The sequence below is a fragment of the Tenacibaculum singaporense genome (genome assembly GCF_003867015.1).
GTDB classification, from domain to species: Bacteria; Bacteroidota; Bacteroidia; order Flavobacteriales; family Flavobacteriaceae; genus Polaribacter; species Polaribacter singaporensis.
Genome location: NZ_CP032548.1, coordinates 3,348,536 through 3,367,047 on the forward strand (window position 1 = coordinate 3,348,536; position 18,512 = coordinate 3,367,047).

The 18,512-nt window shown below is 31.4% G+C and carries 17 protein-coding genes and 2 tRNA genes; 5 read left to right on the top strand and 14 right to left on the bottom strand.

Annotated elements, in window-relative coordinates:
* Positions 1-76: 76 nt before the first annotated feature.
* The 6 genes from D6T69_RS15095 to D6T69_RS15120 are packed head-to-tail and all read right to left on the bottom strand — an operon-like array spanning position 77 to position 5,466.
* Positions 77-1,369 carry a hemolysin family protein gene (locus D6T69_RS15095; protein ID WP_125068842.1) on the bottom strand — a complete coding sequence of 431 codons (1,293 nt, stop codon included), beginning with the start codon at positions 1,367-1,369 and terminating at the stop codon, positions 77-79.
* Positions 1,369-1,566, bottom strand: a complete 198-nt coding sequence (locus D6T69_RS15100) for a hypothetical protein (RefSeq protein WP_125068844.1) — start codon at positions 1,564-1,566, stop codon at positions 1,369-1,371. The genes D6T69_RS15095 and D6T69_RS15100 overlap by 1 nt, the downstream gene beginning before the upstream one ends.
* Positions 1,566-2,138, bottom strand: a complete 573-nt coding sequence (lptC, locus tag D6T69_RS15105) for an LPS export ABC transporter periplasmic protein LptC (protein WP_240628329.1) — start codon at positions 2,136-2,138, stop codon at positions 1,566-1,568. Before lptC ends, D6T69_RS15100 begins: the two co-directional genes overlap by 1 nt.
* A 9-nt stretch (positions 2,139-2,147) precedes the next feature.
* Positions 2,148-3,458, bottom strand: coding sequence for a hypothetical protein (locus D6T69_RS15110; RefSeq protein WP_125068846.1), 1,311 nt, complete (start codon positions 3,456-3,458; stop codon positions 2,148-2,150).
* Positions 3,459-3,473: 15 nt separating this feature from the next.
* Positions 3,474-4,742, bottom strand: a complete 1,269-nt coding sequence (locus D6T69_RS15115; RefSeq protein WP_125068848.1) for a hypothetical protein — start codon at positions 4,740-4,742, stop codon at positions 3,474-3,476.
* On the bottom strand, positions 4,735-5,466 hold the full coding sequence (locus tag D6T69_RS15120; protein WP_125068849.1) for a type III pantothenate kinase: 732 nt from the start codon (positions 5,464-5,466) through the stop codon (positions 4,735-4,737). The genes D6T69_RS15115 and D6T69_RS15120 overlap by 8 nt, the downstream gene beginning before the upstream one ends.
* 109 nt (positions 5,467-5,575) lie before the next feature.
* Between D6T69_RS15120 and D6T69_RS15125 the strand changes: the two genes are divergently transcribed.
* Positions 5,576-5,648 (top strand) — tRNA-Phe (locus tag D6T69_RS15125).
* 63 nt (positions 5,649-5,711) lie between these two features.
* Positions 5,712-5,784 (top strand) — tRNA-Phe (locus D6T69_RS15130).
* Between the two features lie 81 nt (positions 5,785-5,865).
* On the opposite strand, the gene D6T69_RS15135 is transcribed toward D6T69_RS15130, so the two are convergent.
* On the bottom strand, positions 5,866-6,843 hold the full coding sequence (locus D6T69_RS15135) for an endonuclease/exonuclease/phosphatase family protein (protein ID WP_125068851.1): 978 nt from the start codon (positions 6,841-6,843) through the stop codon (positions 5,866-5,868).
* Between the two features lie 102 nt (positions 6,844-6,945).
* Between D6T69_RS15135 and D6T69_RS15140 the strand changes: the two genes are divergently transcribed.
* Entirely contained in the window at positions 6,946-7,410 is a 465-nt protein-coding gene (locus D6T69_RS15140; protein WP_206197823.1) for a Spy/CpxP family protein refolding chaperone, read from the top strand.
* Between the two features lie 80 nt (positions 7,411-7,490).
* Here the strand turns inward: D6T69_RS15140 and D6T69_RS15145 are convergent, their stop codons facing one another.
* The 3 genes from D6T69_RS15145 to D6T69_RS15155 are packed head-to-tail and all read right to left on the bottom strand — an operon-like array spanning position 7,491 to position 10,949.
* Positions 7,491-8,006: a gamma carbonic anhydrase family protein gene (locus tag D6T69_RS15145; RefSeq protein WP_125068853.1), complete on the bottom strand. Its 516-nt coding sequence runs from the start codon at positions 8,004-8,006 to the stop codon at positions 7,491-7,493.
* Positions 8,007-8,010: 4 nt separating this feature from the next.
* Positions 8,011-8,745, bottom strand: a complete 735-nt coding sequence (locus tag D6T69_RS15150; protein WP_125068856.1) for a LytR/AlgR family response regulator transcription factor — start codon at positions 8,743-8,745, stop codon at positions 8,011-8,013.
* Between the two features lie 2 nt (positions 8,746-8,747).
* Positions 8,748-10,949, bottom strand: coding sequence for a tetratricopeptide repeat-containing sensor histidine kinase (locus D6T69_RS15155; RefSeq protein WP_125068858.1), 2,202 nt, complete (start codon positions 10,947-10,949; stop codon positions 8,748-8,750).
* A gap of 237 nt (positions 10,950-11,186) precedes the next feature.
* Between D6T69_RS15155 and D6T69_RS15160 the strand changes: the two genes are divergently transcribed.
* Entirely contained in the window at positions 11,187-12,317 is a 1,131-nt protein-coding gene (locus D6T69_RS15160) for a vWA domain-containing protein (RefSeq protein ID WP_125068860.1), read from the top strand.
* A 174-nt stretch (positions 12,318-12,491) separates the two neighbouring features.
* Here D6T69_RS15160 and D6T69_RS15165 read toward each other — a convergent pair whose 3' ends face one another.
* The 3 genes from D6T69_RS15165 to D6T69_RS15175 are packed head-to-tail and all read right to left on the bottom strand — an operon-like array spanning position 12,492 to position 15,122.
* Positions 12,492-13,286, bottom strand: coding sequence for a glucosaminidase domain-containing protein (locus tag D6T69_RS15165; RefSeq protein WP_125068862.1), 795 nt, complete (start codon positions 13,284-13,286; stop codon positions 12,492-12,494).
* A complete protein-coding gene (locus D6T69_RS15170) occupies positions 13,286-14,227 on the bottom strand; it encodes a 1-aminocyclopropane-1-carboxylate deaminase/D-cysteine desulfhydrase (RefSeq protein WP_125068864.1) in 942 nt (313 codons plus the stop codon). Before D6T69_RS15170 ends, D6T69_RS15165 begins: the two co-directional genes overlap by 1 nt.
* A 31-nt stretch (positions 14,228-14,258) precedes the next feature.
* Complete coding sequence (locus D6T69_RS15175) at positions 14,259-15,122, bottom strand: winged helix-turn-helix domain-containing protein (protein ID WP_125068866.1); 864 nt, start codon at positions 15,120-15,122, stop codon at positions 14,259-14,261.
* Between the two features lie 241 nt (positions 15,123-15,363).
* On the opposite strand from D6T69_RS15175, the gene D6T69_RS15180 reads away from it, so the two are divergent.
* Positions 15,364-16,485, top strand: coding sequence for a sensor histidine kinase (locus D6T69_RS15180; RefSeq protein ID WP_125068868.1), 1,122 nt, complete (start codon positions 15,364-15,366; stop codon positions 16,483-16,485).
* 22 nt (positions 16,486-16,507) lie between these two features.
* On the opposite strand, the gene D6T69_RS15185 is transcribed toward D6T69_RS15180, so the two are convergent.
* A complete protein-coding gene (locus tag D6T69_RS15185; protein ID WP_125068870.1) occupies positions 16,508-18,424 on the bottom strand; it encodes an ABC-F family ATP-binding cassette domain-containing protein in 1,917 nt (638 codons plus the stop codon).
* Positions 18,425-18,512: the final 88 nt, after the last annotated feature.

The following is an 18,512-nucleotide window of genomic DNA, read 5'->3' on the forward strand; positions in this document are numbered from 1 at the left end:
AAATACAATTTCACATTAAATAATGCAATGTTTTTTTACGCTGTTTTTGAGGGAGTTCTAGGTAAAAGAAGGAAATTTAATCTTCTTTACGAATTACTTTAAAATAAATTTCATCAATCTTGGTGGCACTTACTTTTAAGATTTTTATTTGGAAGTTTTCTATATCTAATACCTCATCTTGTAGTGGTATTGTTTCAGTATGGTTTAAAATAAAGCCTCCTATGGTTTCATAAGCCTCTTCTTTGGGGATTCCTAAACCGTATTCTTCATTTAAATAATCTACCTCTAAACGAGCTGAAAAATTAAATTCGTGCTCACTAATTCGTTCTTCTAATAATTGTTGCGTATCGTGTTCATCTTCTATTTCTCCAAATAACTCCTCTACAATATCTTCAACCGTAATAATACCTGAAGTTCCCCCGTATTCATCTACTACAACCGCTATACTTTTACGCTTTTTTATTAAATTATTAAGTACATCATTGATAATCATAGACTCTGGAACAAACTCTACAGGCAACAAAATCGACTTAATAGTGCGTGGTTTTTTAAAAAGTTCAAAGGCATTTACATACCCTAAAATATCATCTAATGAATTTTTATAAACCAAGATTTTTGACAATCCTGTTGTGATAAACATTTTTTTGAGGTTACTTACTGTTTCGTGTAAATCAACCGCAACAATTTCTGTTCTAGGTACCATAATTTCACGAGATTTAACCTTGTGAAACTCTAATGCATTTTGAAATATTTGAATTTCAGAATCTACCTGCTCTTCATCATTACCCGCATCTAATTGTTCGGAAATATAATTTCCTAGCTCTTCTTTACTAAATTCAGTTTGAATTTCATCTTCTTTTGTTCGAAAAAACACATGTAGGAAAAAGTCTGAAATTTTAGTAATTACCCATGTAACTCCATAAAAAATAACATAAAAAACATAAGCAGGTATAGCAAAGAACTTTAGCATTTCATTTGCATAAATTCTAAAGATGGCTTTTGGTAAAAATTCTGCTGTTACCAAAATAATTACTGTTGAAATAAGTGTTTGCGTTAGTAAACTTATATCTGATAACACATAATTTACAACCGTATAATCAGAAGGTAAAAAAGATTGAAACCATCTCATTAACAATTCCCCCATAAAGTAACTATAAATTACTAAAGCTACGTTATTACCAACTAACATAGTCGTAATAAACTTTGAGGATTTTTCTGTTAACTTGGTTAGTATTTTAGAAAGTATTCCTTCTCCCTTTTTCTCTAGCTCTATATGAAGTTTATTTGCCGAAATAAAGGCTATTTCCATTCCTGAAAAAAAGGCTGAAAATAAAATAGAAGTAAGAATAATTAAGAGTTCGGGTTGCATTAACGTTCTTTGTTTCTTTTTTCTACTTTTCTTCTAAAATGTCGTTTAAAGAAGAATATTAATACGATAAAGATAGCAAATCCAAACATAATAAACGCTTCTTGTCTATCAGAATTCCATTTCAAAGTTCCTTCAACAAAAAAGATTACTCCTATAATCAAGTATCCGTATTGTAAATATTTCCAAAGTGCGTTCATTATATATCTTTTTGTGTTGTTTCTATATCTCCAGTAATATCTTTAGCTATCCATTTAGTTAAGTCTTCGCTCGACTCAAATCCGAAGCCATTAATTTCTGATTCAGGAGTTGTAAACCTAAAGCCATCTTCTGTAAAAAAATAATGTTCTTTTTGATCCCAGAACAATTGATTGGTTTCTAATATTGTTTGATTGGTATGATTCGTAATCACCACATTTCCTCTAATTTCAGATATTTTTGTCTTATTATAAGTTAGTGCATAATTACCTGATATTGTGGTTGAGTCTATTCCATTTTTATCAATAGTTACAATTTCGATTCCTTTAGGAAACTCACTATATGGATGATCTTTTCTGTTTGAATAGTCGTAAAAAACAGGTGCTTTTGTTTTTGAACTTATTCTTCCAGAATCTTTATGAATATGATAAATATTTACTGCCGAACCTACTGGCAAATTTTTATCTGCTAAAAAATCTCGCACCTCTTTCTTTGAATTGGTACAAGAAAAAAACATTGCCACCAAACAAATGGTAGCAATGCTATTGTATATATGTTTTGCTCTTTTAAGCATTAACTTCTATTAAGGTACACGAACAGTTTCTCCAATCCAACATCCTACTCTATAACTTGCCCCTGAAGACATTCCTTTTTGGAAAATTAACTTTTTAGATGGTACATTCTTTTTATAACTAGAAATATATCTTCCAGCTCCACACCCTGGATCAACTTTTTTAGCTTTTAAAGCCTTATTTAAAGCTGCTACATATACCATTCTTTTTTCGAACTCATCACCACCACAAGAATTAGCGCTTCTTTGGTATAAACTTGCAATGAATAAGTATGCTTTACCCATGTTAGGGTTATACTTTAAAGCTTCGTAAGCTAAAGCTCTTGCTCTGCTACCTCCTGCACTTTGAGCTTCTCTTAACTTATACTTAGCCTTTTTAAACGGATCTGTTTCTAAGTCGAATGCTTTTTTTCTCATTTCAGCAGCTCCACTCTTATCTCCGTTCTTAGCTAAAACTCCTGCTAAGAAGTTATATGCGTCAGCAGACTGTGTTACTTTAGCATACTCGTTTGCTAACTTCTCAAATAAAGGATCTGTTTGACACTCTTTATTATACATTCTTGATACTGCTCTTTTTAACCAAACACCATCTGTTTTGTTTTCTTCAAAATCTCTAGAGTAAATAGGTATTAATCTTTCACATGTTGCTATCTTAGAGATTTTTGCATCTAAACCTCCTTCAACTTTACCTAGTAATCCTGAGTTAATTGTGTAAGCTCTTAAGTTTCTTTTCTCTCTAGAAGTAATAGTTCCTACAGAATCTTTCTCTTGTAATTTTGCAATCTTCTTACTGTAGTCTTCTAATTTTTCTTCTACTGATTCCATTACGTCATCATAGGTATCAAAAACTTTTTGAGGATTAGAATCTTGATGCTTATCCGCTATCATTTGGAAGTACAAGAAGATATTTTTTACTCCCATGTCTTTTGGAGAGATATTATAAGCCTTCTTTAAGATTTCAAAAACTTCATCATCTGACGCTAATTTGTTTTCAATTAAAAAATCTGCATAATCACTATGTGCTTTAGCTGGATCTTTATCTGGAAAATTAGCTAACCTTGTTTCGTATACTTTCTTAGCTAAAACAGGATCTTTTAAATTTTCAGCAACTTTAGCTCCATATTTATAAATGTTAATAGATAATGTAGCACAGTTATCTAATAAGTATTCTAAATTAGGTTTTGCTTGGGCATATTTCTTAGTTGTAGCATCACCTTTAAATAGGTTATACTTGATATGACACTCTTGGCTTGCTTGCGCTTTCGCTCCATTTACGGCTACAAACAAAAATAATCCTGTTAGTAAATACGTAATTTTTTTCATCGTTCTCAGTTTTTGTTAATCTATTCGTTTTTTTTGGAACCAATTAATACTATTCAAAGATAAACTTAATCTTACGTTAAAATAGTTTTCTTTTATTAAGTTGTTGTTAGTTGTTCCTCTTTGCCCGTACTCAAACCCTACATTTACGTTTGATAATTGTCTCGGTAATGGCAATCCTAATCCAACATTTATGCCAAAGTCTTTTACAGCAGTAAAATTATTGGTGGTTTTGACCAATAAACCCGTGTCTTCAAAACGCAAACCTGCTCTATAGGTAACTCTATCCCAATAACTTGAAATTGAATTAATTTTTGGAATATAGTATCCTCCTATAGCAAACTTACTTGAATCATCATACTTATGCGATGATCCATTAGCTATAAAAACACTATTACTTCCTAAAGCACTTTGGAATTCTTGATTAATTCCTATATACCATTTATTTTCCTTTCCTAAACCGAAACCATAAGTACTTTTCAAAGGCACATTTATATTTCCATCTAAGGTTCTATTAAATAAATCGTCTCTAGGAATTTCTTGTCCAGATCCGCTAAATGATAATGAGTACATTTTCTCAGACCCTTTTGCAGATAAATCTGTAGACATTGTAAATGAAGCCCCTGTAGATAACTGTAATTTATTTTTCAGTTCTGTTTTATATTGTAAACCTAACTTAAACTGCCCCCCTCTAACATTGAAAGACTCTTTGTGTTTAGTTGCTAATGCAACATTAGCTCTTTGGTTTAAAATATTATTCTCTATGTTTCCAAAAATAAACCCTGCTTCAGCCCCAATAGATAATCCTTTATAGGCATACATACCAAAGCTTGCATATATTTTGTTAGCTCCTCCTTCTCCTGTAAATAAAGTAACATCATCAGCGTTAGCATCATCTAACAAAGAATATCCTACCGATGAAAAAGGTTGTAATCCAACAGATAACCCTGCTTTTTTACCAATAGGAAAACCTAGTGATATGTATCTTAAATTTGTTGAGTTTCCTGTTTGAGAAGCGTTTTGTTCTTTAACAGTTAAAAAAGTTAAGCTACCTCCTATTGCATAAGTTGCAGCTCTTAAATCAGCATTTGACGCTGGGTTTGTAAAATTTAGGTGATGATAATCTTTCATTGCAACACCAATACCTCCCATAGAAGCTTGCTCTACTGTTACTGCCTCAAAATTTTCACCAATACCAAAATAAGAATATGGCGAAGCACTATTTCTTTGCGCTAATATTGCTGACGTAGTTAGTACGAAAACTCCTAATATAAATCTCTTAATCATTCGCTAAATTGTGTATCAAAATAGTATGTAACCCCTCCAAAACAAAATTTGGATGGGCAAATATGACACTTTTTAATTGTTTTGACAAAAAATATGTATCTCCTCCTGTTAAAACTACTGTTAAATCTGGATATTTCTTTTGATATTGTGCTATAATTCCGTCTATTTCATTACAAACTCCATTAATAACTCCTGAATGGATTGAACTTTCAGTATCTGTACCAATAAAGTTTTCTAATTCATTTGCTTCTAGTAACGGTAATTTAGAAGTAAAAGTATGTAATGCCTTATACCTCATGGCTATTCCTGGTGAAATGGCACCTCCTAGATAATTTCCTTCATCAATTATAAATTCATATGTTATACAAGTACCAGCATCCAATACCAATACATTTTGATTTGGATATCTTTTTATCGCTGCTGATGCTAACGCTATTCTATCTACTCCTAATGTTTTTGGTGTTTTATATAAGTTTTCAAATGGAACTTTTGTGTTTGAATCTAAAAAAACTGGATTCAAGAGTTCAGCTATTTTTTTCGTTTCCTCATCTGTAAAATTAGCTACAGATGACACGATACTATTCGAAATTGAAAAATTTGAAATTATTTTTTTCAGTTCTGAAATTATATTTGTTTTTTCAAAAGTAAAGACTTCTTTAATAGTATCTATTTCAAAAACAGCCACTTTAACTCTTGTATTGCCTACATCAATAATTAGGTACATATTTCATTTCTTAGAGCTTGTAAATTTACGTTACATTTTTTTAAAGTTTTTACTTTGTATAATTAAAAAACGATTGTATATTTGCATCCGCTTAACGAAAGTAGCAACTGGTGCCTTAGCTCAGTTGGTAGAGCAAAGGACTGAAAATCCTTGTGTCCCTGGTTCGATTCCTGGAGGCACCACAATAAAACTCGTAGCGATGTTACGAGTTTTATTTTAAAGATGTTACTTTTTAAGCTATGACTGGTGCCTTAGCTCAGTTGGTAGAGCAAAGGACTGAAAATCCTTGTGTCCCTGGTTCGATTCCTGGAGGCACCACGATAAAAACCCGAACAAATTTGTTCGGGTTTTTTAGTTTTAAAAATGAAAAAACTCAGTAATTTTACCAAGCTTCTTTATTTATTTTAACTTAAACTTCATTTCAATAGGTAAATGATCTGATGCTTGTCCGAACTCTTTTAATACAGTTCCGTCTATGTATTCTATAGAATCTTCAGTATAAAAAATATAATCAATGCGCTCTACTGGATTTTTTGTATCAAATGTATTTTCAGGATTCTCAACAAAAAAGGCTGCATTTCCTACTCCATCCATTGCAAACATTTTTCTAATAATAGCTTCACTATCTCTTGCTTTTGAATTAAAATCTCCTAATAAAATTGTAGGGTACTTATTTTTATACTTATTAAAAAGATTTAATACATACTCAAACTGTCTTACTCTAGTTGTTTTATCAAATGCTTCTAAATGTAAATTTATTACTACAACCTCTTTTCCTTCTAAAATAACTTTTACCACTTGTACCAATCTATCTAAATACAAAGCATCTCTATAAAAAGGGTTATCAGCTACTCGTTCTAAAACTATACGTTCATAATCTTGTAGCTCATATTTACTTAAAATTGATTGGCCTGAAACTATTTTACCAAAATGCATGCTTGGTGGCCAATATGGAAAAGGTACGTAATGCTCGTCCCAATTTATACCTCTTGCCACATAATTGTAACCTAATTCTGCTATTTTTTCTTCTTGGTTTACTTCATAAGATCTCGCTGCATTATAATCAACTTCTTGAAGTGCTATAATATCTGGGTTCACTTTTTTTACTTCTGTAAGTACCTTTTTTAAATTTGAATCAAATAATTCTTTAGGCTTTGCTATTGCTCTGTTATTTGTCATTCCACTTAAATAACCAATATTGTAGGTTACTATACTGTATATTGAATCATTATCAGTTGTACTCGTATACTCATGCGTAATAATTTTAGCATACTCTGCTTCATCCATTGTTGGAGATGATGCCCAGAAAAAAAAGATTGCAAACAACCCCAAAACAAGTAGTAAAGACCTTAAGATAATTCTAAAAACTGACTTCATAAAAATTAAAAAAGTGTTAAAAACGATTTCAAATTTAAACTTTTTTAATCTGGAACGGTCTTAGAAGCGTAAATAATTAAATAAACCTTAAAATTTAATAACATGAAGAAATTACTAACACTCTTGATTTTAGCAGTTGGTTTTACTGTTACTACTCAAGCTCAAAAACGAGATAATACTAAACATAAAGAGTTAAGTACTGAACAAAAAACAGAGTTAGCCGTAAAAAAATTGACGCTACAGCTTGATTTAACTGAAGCTCAACAAAAGCAAATTAAGCCTTTAATAGCAAAACAGGTTGCGGAGAGACAGAAAATGTGGGCAAAAAGAAAAGCAATGAAAGAAAGCGGTAAAAAAGCTACAGCTGATGAACGTTATGCTATGAAAAGCCATATGCTAGACAAAAAAATTGCTCATAAATCTGAAATGAAACGTATTTTAAATGAGCAACAATACGAGCGTTATGAAAAAATGAATGCACGAAAAATGAAGAGGCATAAAAAGAAAGCTACTCATAAAAAATATAGAAAAGGAGAACACCATAAAAAGCACCAAGAGGAAAAGTAAGTCTAACCTCTTAGTAGATTAGTTTTTGATTGAAAAAAAGCTCGATTTTGGAAACAAAACCGGGCTTTTTACTTTTTCACTTACTCTTTAAACCAACTTGAATATTTTACATAATTATTGGCGATTCGATCAATTTCTCCTGAAATGAGTTCTTTAGAAATATCTTTTACTTTTTTTGCTGGTACTCCAGCATAAATACTTCCACTTTCAATATGTGTATTTTTAGTAACTACTGCACCTGCTGCAATGATAGAATTCGATTCGACCACACAATCGTCCATGATAATGCTCCCCATACCTACTAATACATTATCATGTATCGTGCATCCATGTACCAAAGCATTATGACCTATAGAAACATTATTTCCTATGGTAGTTGGTGATTTTTGATATGTTGCATGTATAACTGCGCCGTCTTGCACATTTACTTTGTCTCCCATTTTTATGTAGTGTACATCTCCTCGAATAACCGCATTGAACCATACGCTACATTCTTTTCCCATTACTACATCTCCTACAATAGTTGCATTTTCTGCAACATAACAATCATTTGGAATTTGTGGGTGTTTTCCTTTTACTGGTTTTATAATTGGCATAATTTTATTTAAAATATGATAATAAATTTGCTTTTTTAGATGCTGAAACCATAATTTCTTTCCCGTTTGACAGCACAACACTTCCTCCTTTTCCTTTTTTATACTTTGTTATTTCATTAACGTTGACTAAAAACGATTTGTGCACCCTAACAAAAGAACTGTCTTTTAAAGCTTCTTCAAAATATTTCAGTGTTTTACTCACTAACTTTTTAGAATTCTCAAAATAAATTTCGGTATAATTATCATCTGCCTTACAAAACAAAATTTCATTGACTAGTACTACCTCAAATCCATCCTGCTGCGGAATCGTAATCTTTCCATTTACTTGATGCGTTGTTTTTGGAGTTAACACAGCGGTTTCTAACTCATTTTCTTTCTCTTTAATTTCAGTTACAATATTTACTGCTTTAATCAACTCATCTATCGAAATAGGTTTTAGCAAATAATAAGTTGCTTGATTGTTTAATGCCTCAATAGCGTAATGATCGTATGCAGTTACAAAAACTGTTTCAAAAGTTTGGTTTTCTACTTTTTCTAACAAATCAAAAGCATTTCCAAAAGGCATTTCTACATCTAAAAACACCAAATCTAATTCATATTTTTCAATTAATTTTTGTGCTTCTTCAATATTACTTGCTTCTCCTAACAACTCAACATTAGGACAATATTTAGCTATATAATTTCGTAGAATATCTCTACTGATTTGCTCGTCTTCAACTATAATTGCTTTTATTTTCATTGCTAATTTTTGTCTTTTTTTAGTATCAATGCTACTTTAGTTCCACTTCCATCTTCAAAAGCATCAGAAACCACTACAGATATTTTGTCCTGATACATATCATTTAAAATAGCAATTCTATTTTTTATTGTACTCATTCCTTTCGATTTCTGTTTGAGTTGGTTTTTCGTCTTCATTTCTATTGATTTCTCTCTTCCAATTCCATCGTCTTCAATTAAAATTGTAACAGAATCATTGTTTTTGGGAAGCATTGAAATTTGAAGTTTTCCTTTTTCTTTTTTGTATCGAAGTCCATGCCAAATCGCATTTTCTATATACGGTTGCAATAACATTGGTGGAATCGAGTATTCATCTAAAGGTATACTTTTATCTATATTGATATTATAATCAAACTTATCTTTAAATCGATTATGCTCTAACTTCACATACAATTCTAATAACTCAATTTCTTTCGTTAACGGTATAAAATCTTCATCTGAATTTTCTAAAACCGAACGCATTAATGCTGAAAACTCTGACAAATATCGATTCGCACTTCGCTCGTCATTTACTGCAATAAAACTATTTACTGAGTTCAATGCATTGAAAATAAAGTGCGGATTCATTTGCGAACGCATCGATTTTAAAGCCAGTAAATTATTGGCTAACTTTTGTTGTTTATTCGTTCTGAACATAAAATACACTAACAAAACCATTAATAAAAAACCTCCGATTAATGAATAAATAATCCATTTTTGACGTTTGTTACTTTCCTGAACCAATTGCTGATCTTTATACGCTAAATTTATTTTGCTATCTGCTAGTTCTTTGTCTTTTTCTAAACTAGCTATTCTATTTTGGTTATCTGAAATTCGCTTACTAAAACGTTTTACTTGCTGAATTTCCTGCTCTTTTCGTGAATACAAAGTATCTACCAATTCTACATAATCTTGATAGGTTTTTAGTGCTTCCGTGTAATCTCCAACCGTAGCATATACTTCTGATAAACGCTTAGTAGCATCTTTTTGAATGATTAAATCTTTGTTTTTATCAGCATCTGCAATACTCTTTTTTAAATATGGAATTGCTTCTTCATATTCAGATTTTTGCATGTAGGCATTTCCTATTTTATAGTTGATTTTTTGTGAAGTAATTGAATCGACCAAAGATTCGTTACTTTCCGCTTCTACAACTATATCATCTGCTTCTTTTAGGCTTTCTTTTCGCAGCTGAATTTCTTCATCATATCGCTGAGATCTATTATAAAAATCGGCCACTTTTTGTTGTTCTTTTAACGAGCGTTTTTTGTTTTCTTCGGATGCTAATTTTAATGAGTTTTTAAAATAACCATCTGCTTTTTGAGTGTTCCCTTGTGCTGCAAAAACTTCTGCCAACTTAGAGTTTAAGTCTGTTATTTTAGGAGTGATTAGATTCTTTTTCGCAATTTCTAGTGCTTTTTCATAATTAGCTTTTGCTTGATTATAGTTCTTTTGTGCTAAATACACGTCTCCCAATCCTTGATATGCTGTTAAACGCAAGTAATTATTTAACACTCCGCTTTGTAAACTTTGTAAATAATTCTGTTCACTACTGCTATAATCTTCAGATAAAAACGCTGCTTTCGCCAATTTTAACCGAACCCTAGGCGAGTTTACTTCTTGTAAAGAAATTTGATAATTCTCAACCGCTAAATCGTATTGTTTCCAATAAAAGTACACCTCTGCTAATTCTTTAAATACAGTAGCTCTTTGGCTTTTATTTGGGTTTATCAACAACGTCTTTTCAACAAAAGACAAACTTTTATCAATATCTTTCTTTTTATAAAACTGAACAGAATCTAAGTATTGTGAATATAAACCTGTTTGTTTTCTTGCACTATAAGAGCTTAGTTTTGATTTTCTTTTAGGTGTAAAACCTTCAACTTCTACCTTTATATCTTCATCATCTTTAATCGTATAAAAAACACGATTAAAGTTAGGGTGTGATACTTCCAGTTGACTTCCTGCTGTGGCTTTTACAGTATAGCTTCCCGTTATTTCAGAAAATCGATATGTTCTTCCATTTACTTCTACACTCGCATCTTTTATGGGACGACTTGTTTCTTTACTCACCACTTGAACTTTTACAGAAAATTCTTTCGATAGTTCTTTATCTACTTGGGAATAAATTGATGAAAACTTCAGTAAAAATATAGGAAGTAATAGTATGTAAATAAGTTTCTTCATTCTTTATTTCTTACTGTAAACATACTCACAAAATACCATACAAAAAAACGGTTGTCTCTCTAAAACACTATAAAAAGCAGCCAAAAAACAGGAGTTACTCATTTAACTCATTATTTCCCTAAACGAAATAACCTATTCACTCATTCTGGATTTTTTAAGAAAAAAGTTGGAAGTAGTTTTGAATAGAAATTAGCACCAATCAAACTTTTACCCGATTAATAACTAAAAACAAAAATTATGAAAACGCACGCATTAAAAGTATTTTTCTTTTGCTTAGTACTACTAACAGCAACTACGTTTGCTAATGAAAATCAACCTACAAAAAAAGCTAAAAAGCAAACCGTAAAAGTTGCATTGTTATTGGATACCAGTAATAGTATGGACGGACTCATTAACCAAGCTAAAGCACAATTATGGGAGATTGTAAATGAGTTATCGTATGCTAAATGCAATGGTATCACCCCTAACTTAGAAATTGCTTTGTACAAATACGGAAACTCAAACTTATCTTCTAGAGAAGGATATATCCGACAAGTTTTACAATTCACCAGTGATTTAGATGAGATTTCTGAACATCTTTTTTCTTTAAGCACCAATGGTGGAAGTGAATATTGCGGGCAAGTAATACAAACATCACTAAATGAACTAGATTGGGGAGCTAATAAACGTGATTTAAAAATGATTTTTATTGCGGGGAATGAACCTTTTACACAAGGAAAAATTAATTACAGAGATGCTATTACCAATGCCAAAGAAAAAGACATTACCATAAATACTATTTTTTGTGGTGATTATAATCAGGGGATTACTGGAAGATGGCAAGATGGAGCTATTTATGGAGGTGGTGATTATATGACCATTAACCAAAACAAACACATTGTACATATTGTAACACCTTATGACAACGATATTATTATTTTAAATAAACGTTTAAATGACACCTATATTCACTATGGTTCTTATGGATATTCTAAATACAGTAACCAAGCAAAGCAAGATATGAATGCTGAGAGTTTAGATGAAGCTGTAGTGGTAAAACGTGCTGTAACTAAAAGCTCTAAACTATATAAAAATGCTGAATGGGATTTGGTGGATGCTTCAGAAGAAAAAGAAATTGATTATAGCTCTTTAAAAAAGAAACAACTCCCTAAACAGTTACAAAACAAATCTGCTAAAGAGATTAAGGTGTATGTGGAAAAAAAGCGTAAGGAGCGTGCAGAAATCCAACAAAAAATTCAAGAGTTAAATAAAAAAAGAAAGACTTATGTAGCAAAAAAACAACGTGAAAGTTCTAAGAAGAATGAATTAGAAAGTGTTATGATTAAAGCCATTAAAAAACAAGCAAAAAAGAAAAATTACTCTTGGTAGTTTTGATTTGGGTTTGGTTAGTTGAAGCGGGGTTTTACTCCGCTTTTTTATGTCGTCATTCCTAACAACGAGAAGAATCTCATTCAAAGAAACAGTAAATATTTTTAATAAACAGAATCAAAGCCTTTCAGATTTCTCACTTTCGTTACACTACAGTTCGAAATGACATTTCGTTTATTTTACCAACAAATCTTGCCCAATACTAATGTTATTATCACTTAATCCGTTTACTTCTTTTAATCGTTGTACCGAAATATTATATCTTCTTGATATAGAATACAATGTATCTCCTTTTTGAACTTTATGAGAAGTTGTTTTATAAGTTGGTGTTTTCGCTGCTAAAGAACCATCTCGCCTTACTCTATCATACTTATCTAGGTTGTATTTTCTAATAATCGATATTAACTTTTGAGGATATTTTCTATCCGTTGCATACCCTGCTCTCTTCAACCCATGAGCCCAACCTTTATAGTCTGTATGCCTCAATCTGAATAAACTTGCATATCGTTTACGAGTTAATAAAAACTGCGAATGGTCTTCATATGAAGTTTCTGGATATTTATATTTTCTAAAGCACTCTCCTTTTTCATCATCATCATGGGTTACACTATTTCCTTGCCAACCTCTATGACATTTAATTCCGAAGTGGTTGTTTGATCTGCGGGCTAACTGACTTCTACCACTTCCCGATTCTAACACTCCTTGAGCTAAAGTTATACTAGCAGGAATACCATGTTCGTGCATTTTCTTAACCGCAATCGGTGCAAATTTTTGAATATATGCCTCGGTATGATTTGTTGTAGTTTTTAATGGTTTTTGTATCTGTTCTAACTGTGGTAACTCAGGCATTTTTTCTTCTCTAGGTTCTAAAGTTACCTCATTAGGTGTACTCTTTACTACATTTTTACCTGATCCACAACTTGTCAATATTACAGCACACACTGCTAAAAAAACTACCTTTACTCTCATTAAACCTTTATTAACTCTTTATTTTTATTCTTTAATTTTTGATTTACTCCTGCTATTCCTTGCAAACCTCCTGTATGAATTGCTAGTAGTTTACTACCTACTGGAAATGCACCTTTTGCTACTAAATCCAAAATCCCAAACAACATTTTCCCTGTATAAATAGGATCTAACAAAATAGTCGTTTGCTCTTTAAATTCATTAATAAAACGGATTAGCTCCTCATTATATTTTCCGTAACCTCCAAAATGATAGTCAGTTTGTAAACTCCAGTTTTCACTTCCTTTTACATAAGGTTGAATTTCATCTACTAAAAAATCACCTTTTAGTGCAGGAAAACCAATTACTTTTTGGTGTTTTTTTGCCGAATTTATCAATCCAGAAATGGTTCCTCCAGTACCAACTGCACAACAAATATAATTGAATTTTTCATCTTCATTTGTTAAAATCTCTTCGCAACCTTGAACAGCTAAAGCATTAGTTCCTCCTTCTGGAACCAAGTAAAAATCACCAAATTCTTTTTTTAATTGATTGATAAATGCTTCAGAAGTTTTATTTCGATAGGCTTCTCTGGTAATGAACTTGAACTGCATTCCATTTTCGTATGCATTTCTCAAGGTTTCATTTTGAGAAAGTGTCTTCGTTACATCCTTTCCTAACTCATCACCTCTAATAATTCCAATTGTTTTAAATCCCGCTATTTTTCCTGCGGCGGCAGTAGCTGCAATATGATTTGAAAAAGCACCTCCAAAAGTTAATAAAACCTCTTTCTCTTGTTGTTCTGCTTCTTCAATATTATACTTAAGTTTCCTGAATTTATTCCCTGAAACAAATGGATGGATGGTGTCTTCCCTTTTTACAAAGAGCTCAATTCCTTTTGTTGTTAAAACAGGTAGTTGAATTTGTTGATTCTCTGGTGTGGGAATTTCTAGTTGGAACAGCATTTTAAAAAGTTATCAACGCAAAAGTAAGTCTTTAATCTATTTCTAGCTTATACCCTACTCCATGAATGTTAGTTATTTTTATGGAAGTATCGTCTTTTAGTTTTTTACGAAGTTTAGAAATATACGTATCTAAACTTCTTCCAACAACCACTCCGTTATCTTCCCAAACTCTTTTGGTTAACTCTTCTCTTTTTATAATTTCGTTTGGTCTGCTAATAAAAATTTCTAATAACTCACATTCTTTTTTAGATAAGCTAATTTCTACAGCCTGTTTTACTAATTTGTTTTGCTCTGGATAAAACTCAAAAATTCCTAAGCTTACAACATTAGTTAGATTATTCGTTGTTGTTGTTTTATTTTTTCTTCTCTTTTGATACACCACTACACTGGATACTAAAGCTAAAAACAACAACCCATAAAAAATAAACTGACTTTTATTAGATGTACTCTTTTTATGAAATTGAACTTCTATAAAATAACAATCCTTTGGCAATGCTCTTCCTTTGCAGGGTATAATCGATTTTTCTTCTCTTTTTCGCATTTCATAACTATACACTACTTCTTCTTTAGTACAGCTTTTTACTTCTAGAATATAATTTGTTGGAAAACTAGATTTTTTAAAACTCCTGTTTACAAAAATCACTAAGCTATCGGGTTGAATTTCCAAACTATCTTGAAAACTTAGCTTAAAGGTTGATTCATTCAACTGCTTTATAGGTAATATTAATGAGCTAGCATCTCCATTACTTAATAATAACTGATGCCCCACATTTCGTAAGCAAACTTTTACACGTTCTGAAAAATTTTCGCTAGTAGTACACGAAATAAATAGTACTATTACAACAAATAAGTAGACACTTATTTTATTTACTATTAAATTAGGATTCTTACTCATATTGTTTACAAATATCCTACTTTTCAATGGTTTTAATCAATAGTTGACATTTCTTTTACACTTTTTTGACATTTTCATTCTCTTCATTCCAACTAGAGAGAGGTCTCTTATTAAAACAAACTAAGCCACAATCTTGAGATTTTACTTCGTTGAACCTAACATCTTCTTTCTTAGTTCAAAAACAATTTTCTTTTACTATATTTAAAATCAAAAACATAGAGCTAATCTAGTTATTACAATTATGGAACATTACTTAAAAAAGGAGCTTTACGATTTAATCAAAACAGATGATTCAATATTTTCTTTTATTCAAGAAGGATCTCTAGATGGCTTATGGTATTGGGATCTAGAAAACCCTGAAAATGAATGGATGAATGAAAAGTTTTGGACAGAATTAGGATATAACCCAAATGAAATGCCCCATAAAAGTGATGCTTGGCAAAATATTATAAATAAAGATGATTTAAACACTGCTCTGGAAAATTTCAATAAACATTGTGAAGACTCTAATCATCCATATGACCAAGTTGTCAGGTATAAACATAAAGATGGTTCAACTGTTTATATTAGATGTCGAGGTTTAGTTATTCGAAATAGTCTTGGTACACCAATAAGAATGTTAGGTGCTCATAATAATATTACCAAAATTATGACAACAACAACAAAACTAAAAGAAGCTAATAAAATGCTAGCTGAAAAAAACAAGGAACTAGAACAATTTGCCTACATAGCTTCACATGATTTACAAGAACCAGTAAATACCATTCAAAGCTTTGCTGACTTATTATTACAAGATTATGGAAATGATATTGAAAAGGAAGCCAGTATATATCTTAATTACATATCTGTTTCTGCTAAACGAATGAAAAGCCTTATTAATTCATTACTTGATTATAGCAAACTTGGAGAAAACAAAAACCTAAGTAATATAAATTGTGATGAATTATTAAAAAATGTTTTAATCGATCTTGACAAAAAGATTAAAAATAGCAAAGCAATTATTAAAATAGGTTCCTTACCAAAGTTAAAAGGATATGAAACTGAACTAGGGCTTTTGTTTCTAAATCTGATTGGAAATGCAATCAAGTTTCAAAAACAAAATATAAGACCTCAAATATTCATTGATGCTAAAAAAGAGAATGGATGGACATTCTCAATTACGGACAATGGAATAGGAATAGACGAACCTTATAAGGAAAAAATATTTTCTATGTTTCAAAGGTTAAACAATAGGTCTGAATATGAAGGAACAGGTATTGGACTTGCTCATTGTAAAAAAATAGCATCTATGCACAATGGAAATATTTGGGTGCAATCTGAATTAGGTGTAGGAAGTACGTTCTACTTCAATATAAAAGTATAATCAATACTAGTATAAACTATACCTATAACCCAGCCACCTGTTCTTCTACTTGCTCCCACTCTTCCATGAGTTGATCAACTTTCGCTTTTTTGGCTTTGTAGTTTTCAAAGAAATTAGGACGTGAAGATACCTCGTCGTAATTCTGAGCTAGTTCTAAATCTATTTGCTCAATTTCGGCTTCTAAATTCGCTATTTGATTTTCTATTTTATTAAGCTTATTTTTTAACTTTTTAAGTTCCTTTTCTTGCTCTCTCGATAACTGATACGCTTCTTTTTTAGAAGTATCTTTTTCTTTGGTTACTACGGTTCTTTTTTCAGCATCGCGTAAACTTTCCATTTTGTGTTGCTCTAAGAAATAATCGATATCACCTAAATATTCTTTTATTTCTCGGTCTTTAAATCCGTATACGGTTGTTGTTAATCCTTGTAAGAAATCACGGTCGTGAGATACTACGATTAAGGTTCCGTCAAAGTTCTGTAGAGCCTTTTTTAATACATTTTTGGAAGCAATATCTAAGTGGTTGGTAGGCTCATCCATTATCAACACGTTAAAAGGTGATAATAATAGCTTACACAACGCTAAACGGTTTCGCTCTCCTCCTGATAGTACTTTTGCTTTTTTATCTACTGCTTCTCCACCAAACAAAAAGGCCCCTAACATGTCTCTTACCTTTACTCGGTTGGTATCATTAGCAGCGTCTTCCATGATTTCCAACACTGTTTTCTCTGGTGGTAATTCTTCTGACTGGTTCTGCGCAAAATATCCTATCTCTACATTATGCCCGAGCTTTAAGTTTCCTTCAAACGGAATCTCCCCTACCATCATCTTCGCTAAAGTAGATTTCCCTTGTCCATTTTGCCCTACAAAGGCTATTCTACTATTACGTTCAATCAGCAAATTGACATTTTTCAACACCTCTTTGTCTCCGTAACTCTTGGATAGGTTTTCAGCTTCTACAATAATTTTCCCTGGTTCTTTCGAAATAGCAAAGCGAACATTCATTACCGCGTTATCATCTTGATCAACCTCAATACGCTCAACCTTGTCTAACTTTTTGATTAGTGATTGTGCCATAGAAGCTTTGTTAGCTTTCGCACGGAACTTCTCAATCAACTTTTCGGTATGCTCAATTTCTTTTTGTTGATTTTTCTGAGCTTGTAATTGCTTTTCTTTTATTTCAGCTCGCAACTTTAAAAACTCTGAGTAAGGCTTTTTATAATCGTAAATCTGTCCTAGTGAAATTTCTATTGTACGGTTAGTTACGTTATCTAAAAACATTTTATCATGTGATACTAACACTATGGCGCCTGCATAATTCTTTAAGAAATTTTCTAGCCAAATAATTGACTCAATATCTAAGTGATTGGTAGGCTCATCTAGCAATAAAATATCATTATTCTGTAAAAGTAGTTTTGCTAATTCAATACGCATACGCCAACCTCCAGAAAAAGTATCAGTTAACTTATCAAAATCTTCTCGTTGAAAACCTAACCCTTGTAAAATCTTTTCGGTTTCTCCTTGGTAGTTATATCCACCAAGTAACTCGTAACGTTCAGTTTTCTCGTTTAAATCAATAATTAATTGATTATACGCTTCACTTTCATAATCAGTTCTTTCTGCTAGTTGACGATTAATTTCATCAAGCTCTAGTTCAATTTCTTTAATTTCAGTAAATGCTTGGTATGCTTCTTCTAAAATAGTTCTTCCATGTACAAAATCAATATCCTGTCGTAAAAACCCTATACGTACATCTTTATCAAATGCCAGTGTTCCGCCACTACTTTCAATATCTTTTGATAAAACTTTTAATAAGGTAGATTTTCCTGCTCCATTTTTTCCAATCAATCCAATTCTGTCTCCTTTTATTAACTTAAAAGTGATTCCAGAAAACAAATCTGTTCCCATAAATGAAACTGATACATCGTGTACGTTTAACATATTTTTAGCAAATTACTTTAGTTTTGTAACTAGAGTTACAAACGATAGTTTTATTTTTGTTGAAATTTGTACAAACTTACAAAAAGCA

Coding starts and splice junctions, on each gene's coding strand:
- D6T69_RS15175 (WP_125068866.1), bottom strand. CDS start 15,122: ATGAGTAAGAATCCTAATTTAATAGTAAATAAAATAAGTGTCTACTTA.
- D6T69_RS15145 (WP_125068853.1), bottom strand. CDS start 8,006: ATGCCAATTATAAAACCAGTAAAAGGAAAACACCCACAAATTCCAAAT.
- D6T69_RS15100 (WP_125068844.1), bottom strand. CDS start 1,566: ATGAACGCACTTTGGAAATATTTACAATACGGATACTTGATTATAGGA.
- D6T69_RS15110 (WP_125068846.1), bottom strand. CDS start 3,458: ATGAAAAAAATTACGTATTTACTAACAGGATTATTTTTGTTTGTAGCC.
- D6T69_RS15170 (WP_125068864.1), bottom strand. CDS start 14,227: ATGCTGTTCCAACTAGAAATTCCCACACCAGAGAATCAACAAATTCAA.
- D6T69_RS15180 (WP_125068868.1), top strand. CDS start 15,364: ATGGAACATTACTTAAAAAAGGAGCTTTACGATTTAATCAAAACAGAT.
- D6T69_RS15165 (WP_125068862.1), bottom strand. CDS start 13,286: ATGAGAGTAAAGGTAGTTTTTTTAGCAGTGTGTGCTGTAATATTGACA.
- D6T69_RS15140 (WP_206197823.1), top strand. CDS start 6,946: ATGAAGAAATTACTAACACTCTTGATTTTAGCAGTTGGTTTTACTGTT.
- D6T69_RS15155 (WP_125068858.1), bottom strand. CDS start 10,949: ATGAAGAAACTTATTTACATACTATTACTTCCTATATTTTTACTGAAG.
- D6T69_RS15115 (WP_125068848.1), bottom strand. CDS start 4,742: ATGATTAAGAGATTTATATTAGGAGTTTTCGTACTAACTACGTCAGCA.
- lptC (WP_240628329.1), bottom strand. CDS start 2,138: ATGCTTAAAAGAGCAAAACATATATACAATAGCATTGCTACCATTTGT.
- D6T69_RS15135 (WP_125068851.1), bottom strand. CDS start 6,843: ATGAAGTCAGTTTTTAGAATTATCTTAAGGTCTTTACTACTTGTTTTG.
- D6T69_RS15185 (WP_125068870.1), bottom strand. CDS start 18,424: ATGTTAAACGTACACGATGTATCAGTTTCATTTATGGGAACAGATTTG.
- D6T69_RS15095 (WP_125068842.1), bottom strand. CDS start 1,369: ATGCAACCCGAACTCTTAATTATTCTTACTTCTATTTTATTTTCAGCC.
- D6T69_RS15150 (WP_125068856.1), bottom strand. CDS start 8,745: ATGAAAATAAAAGCAATTATAGTTGAAGACGAGCAAATCAGTAGAGAT.
- D6T69_RS15160 (WP_125068860.1), top strand. CDS start 11,187: ATGAAAACGCACGCATTAAAAGTATTTTTCTTTTGCTTAGTACTACTA.
- D6T69_RS15120 (WP_125068849.1), bottom strand. CDS start 5,466: ATGTACCTAATTATTGATGTAGGCAATACAAGAGTTAAAGTGGCTGTT.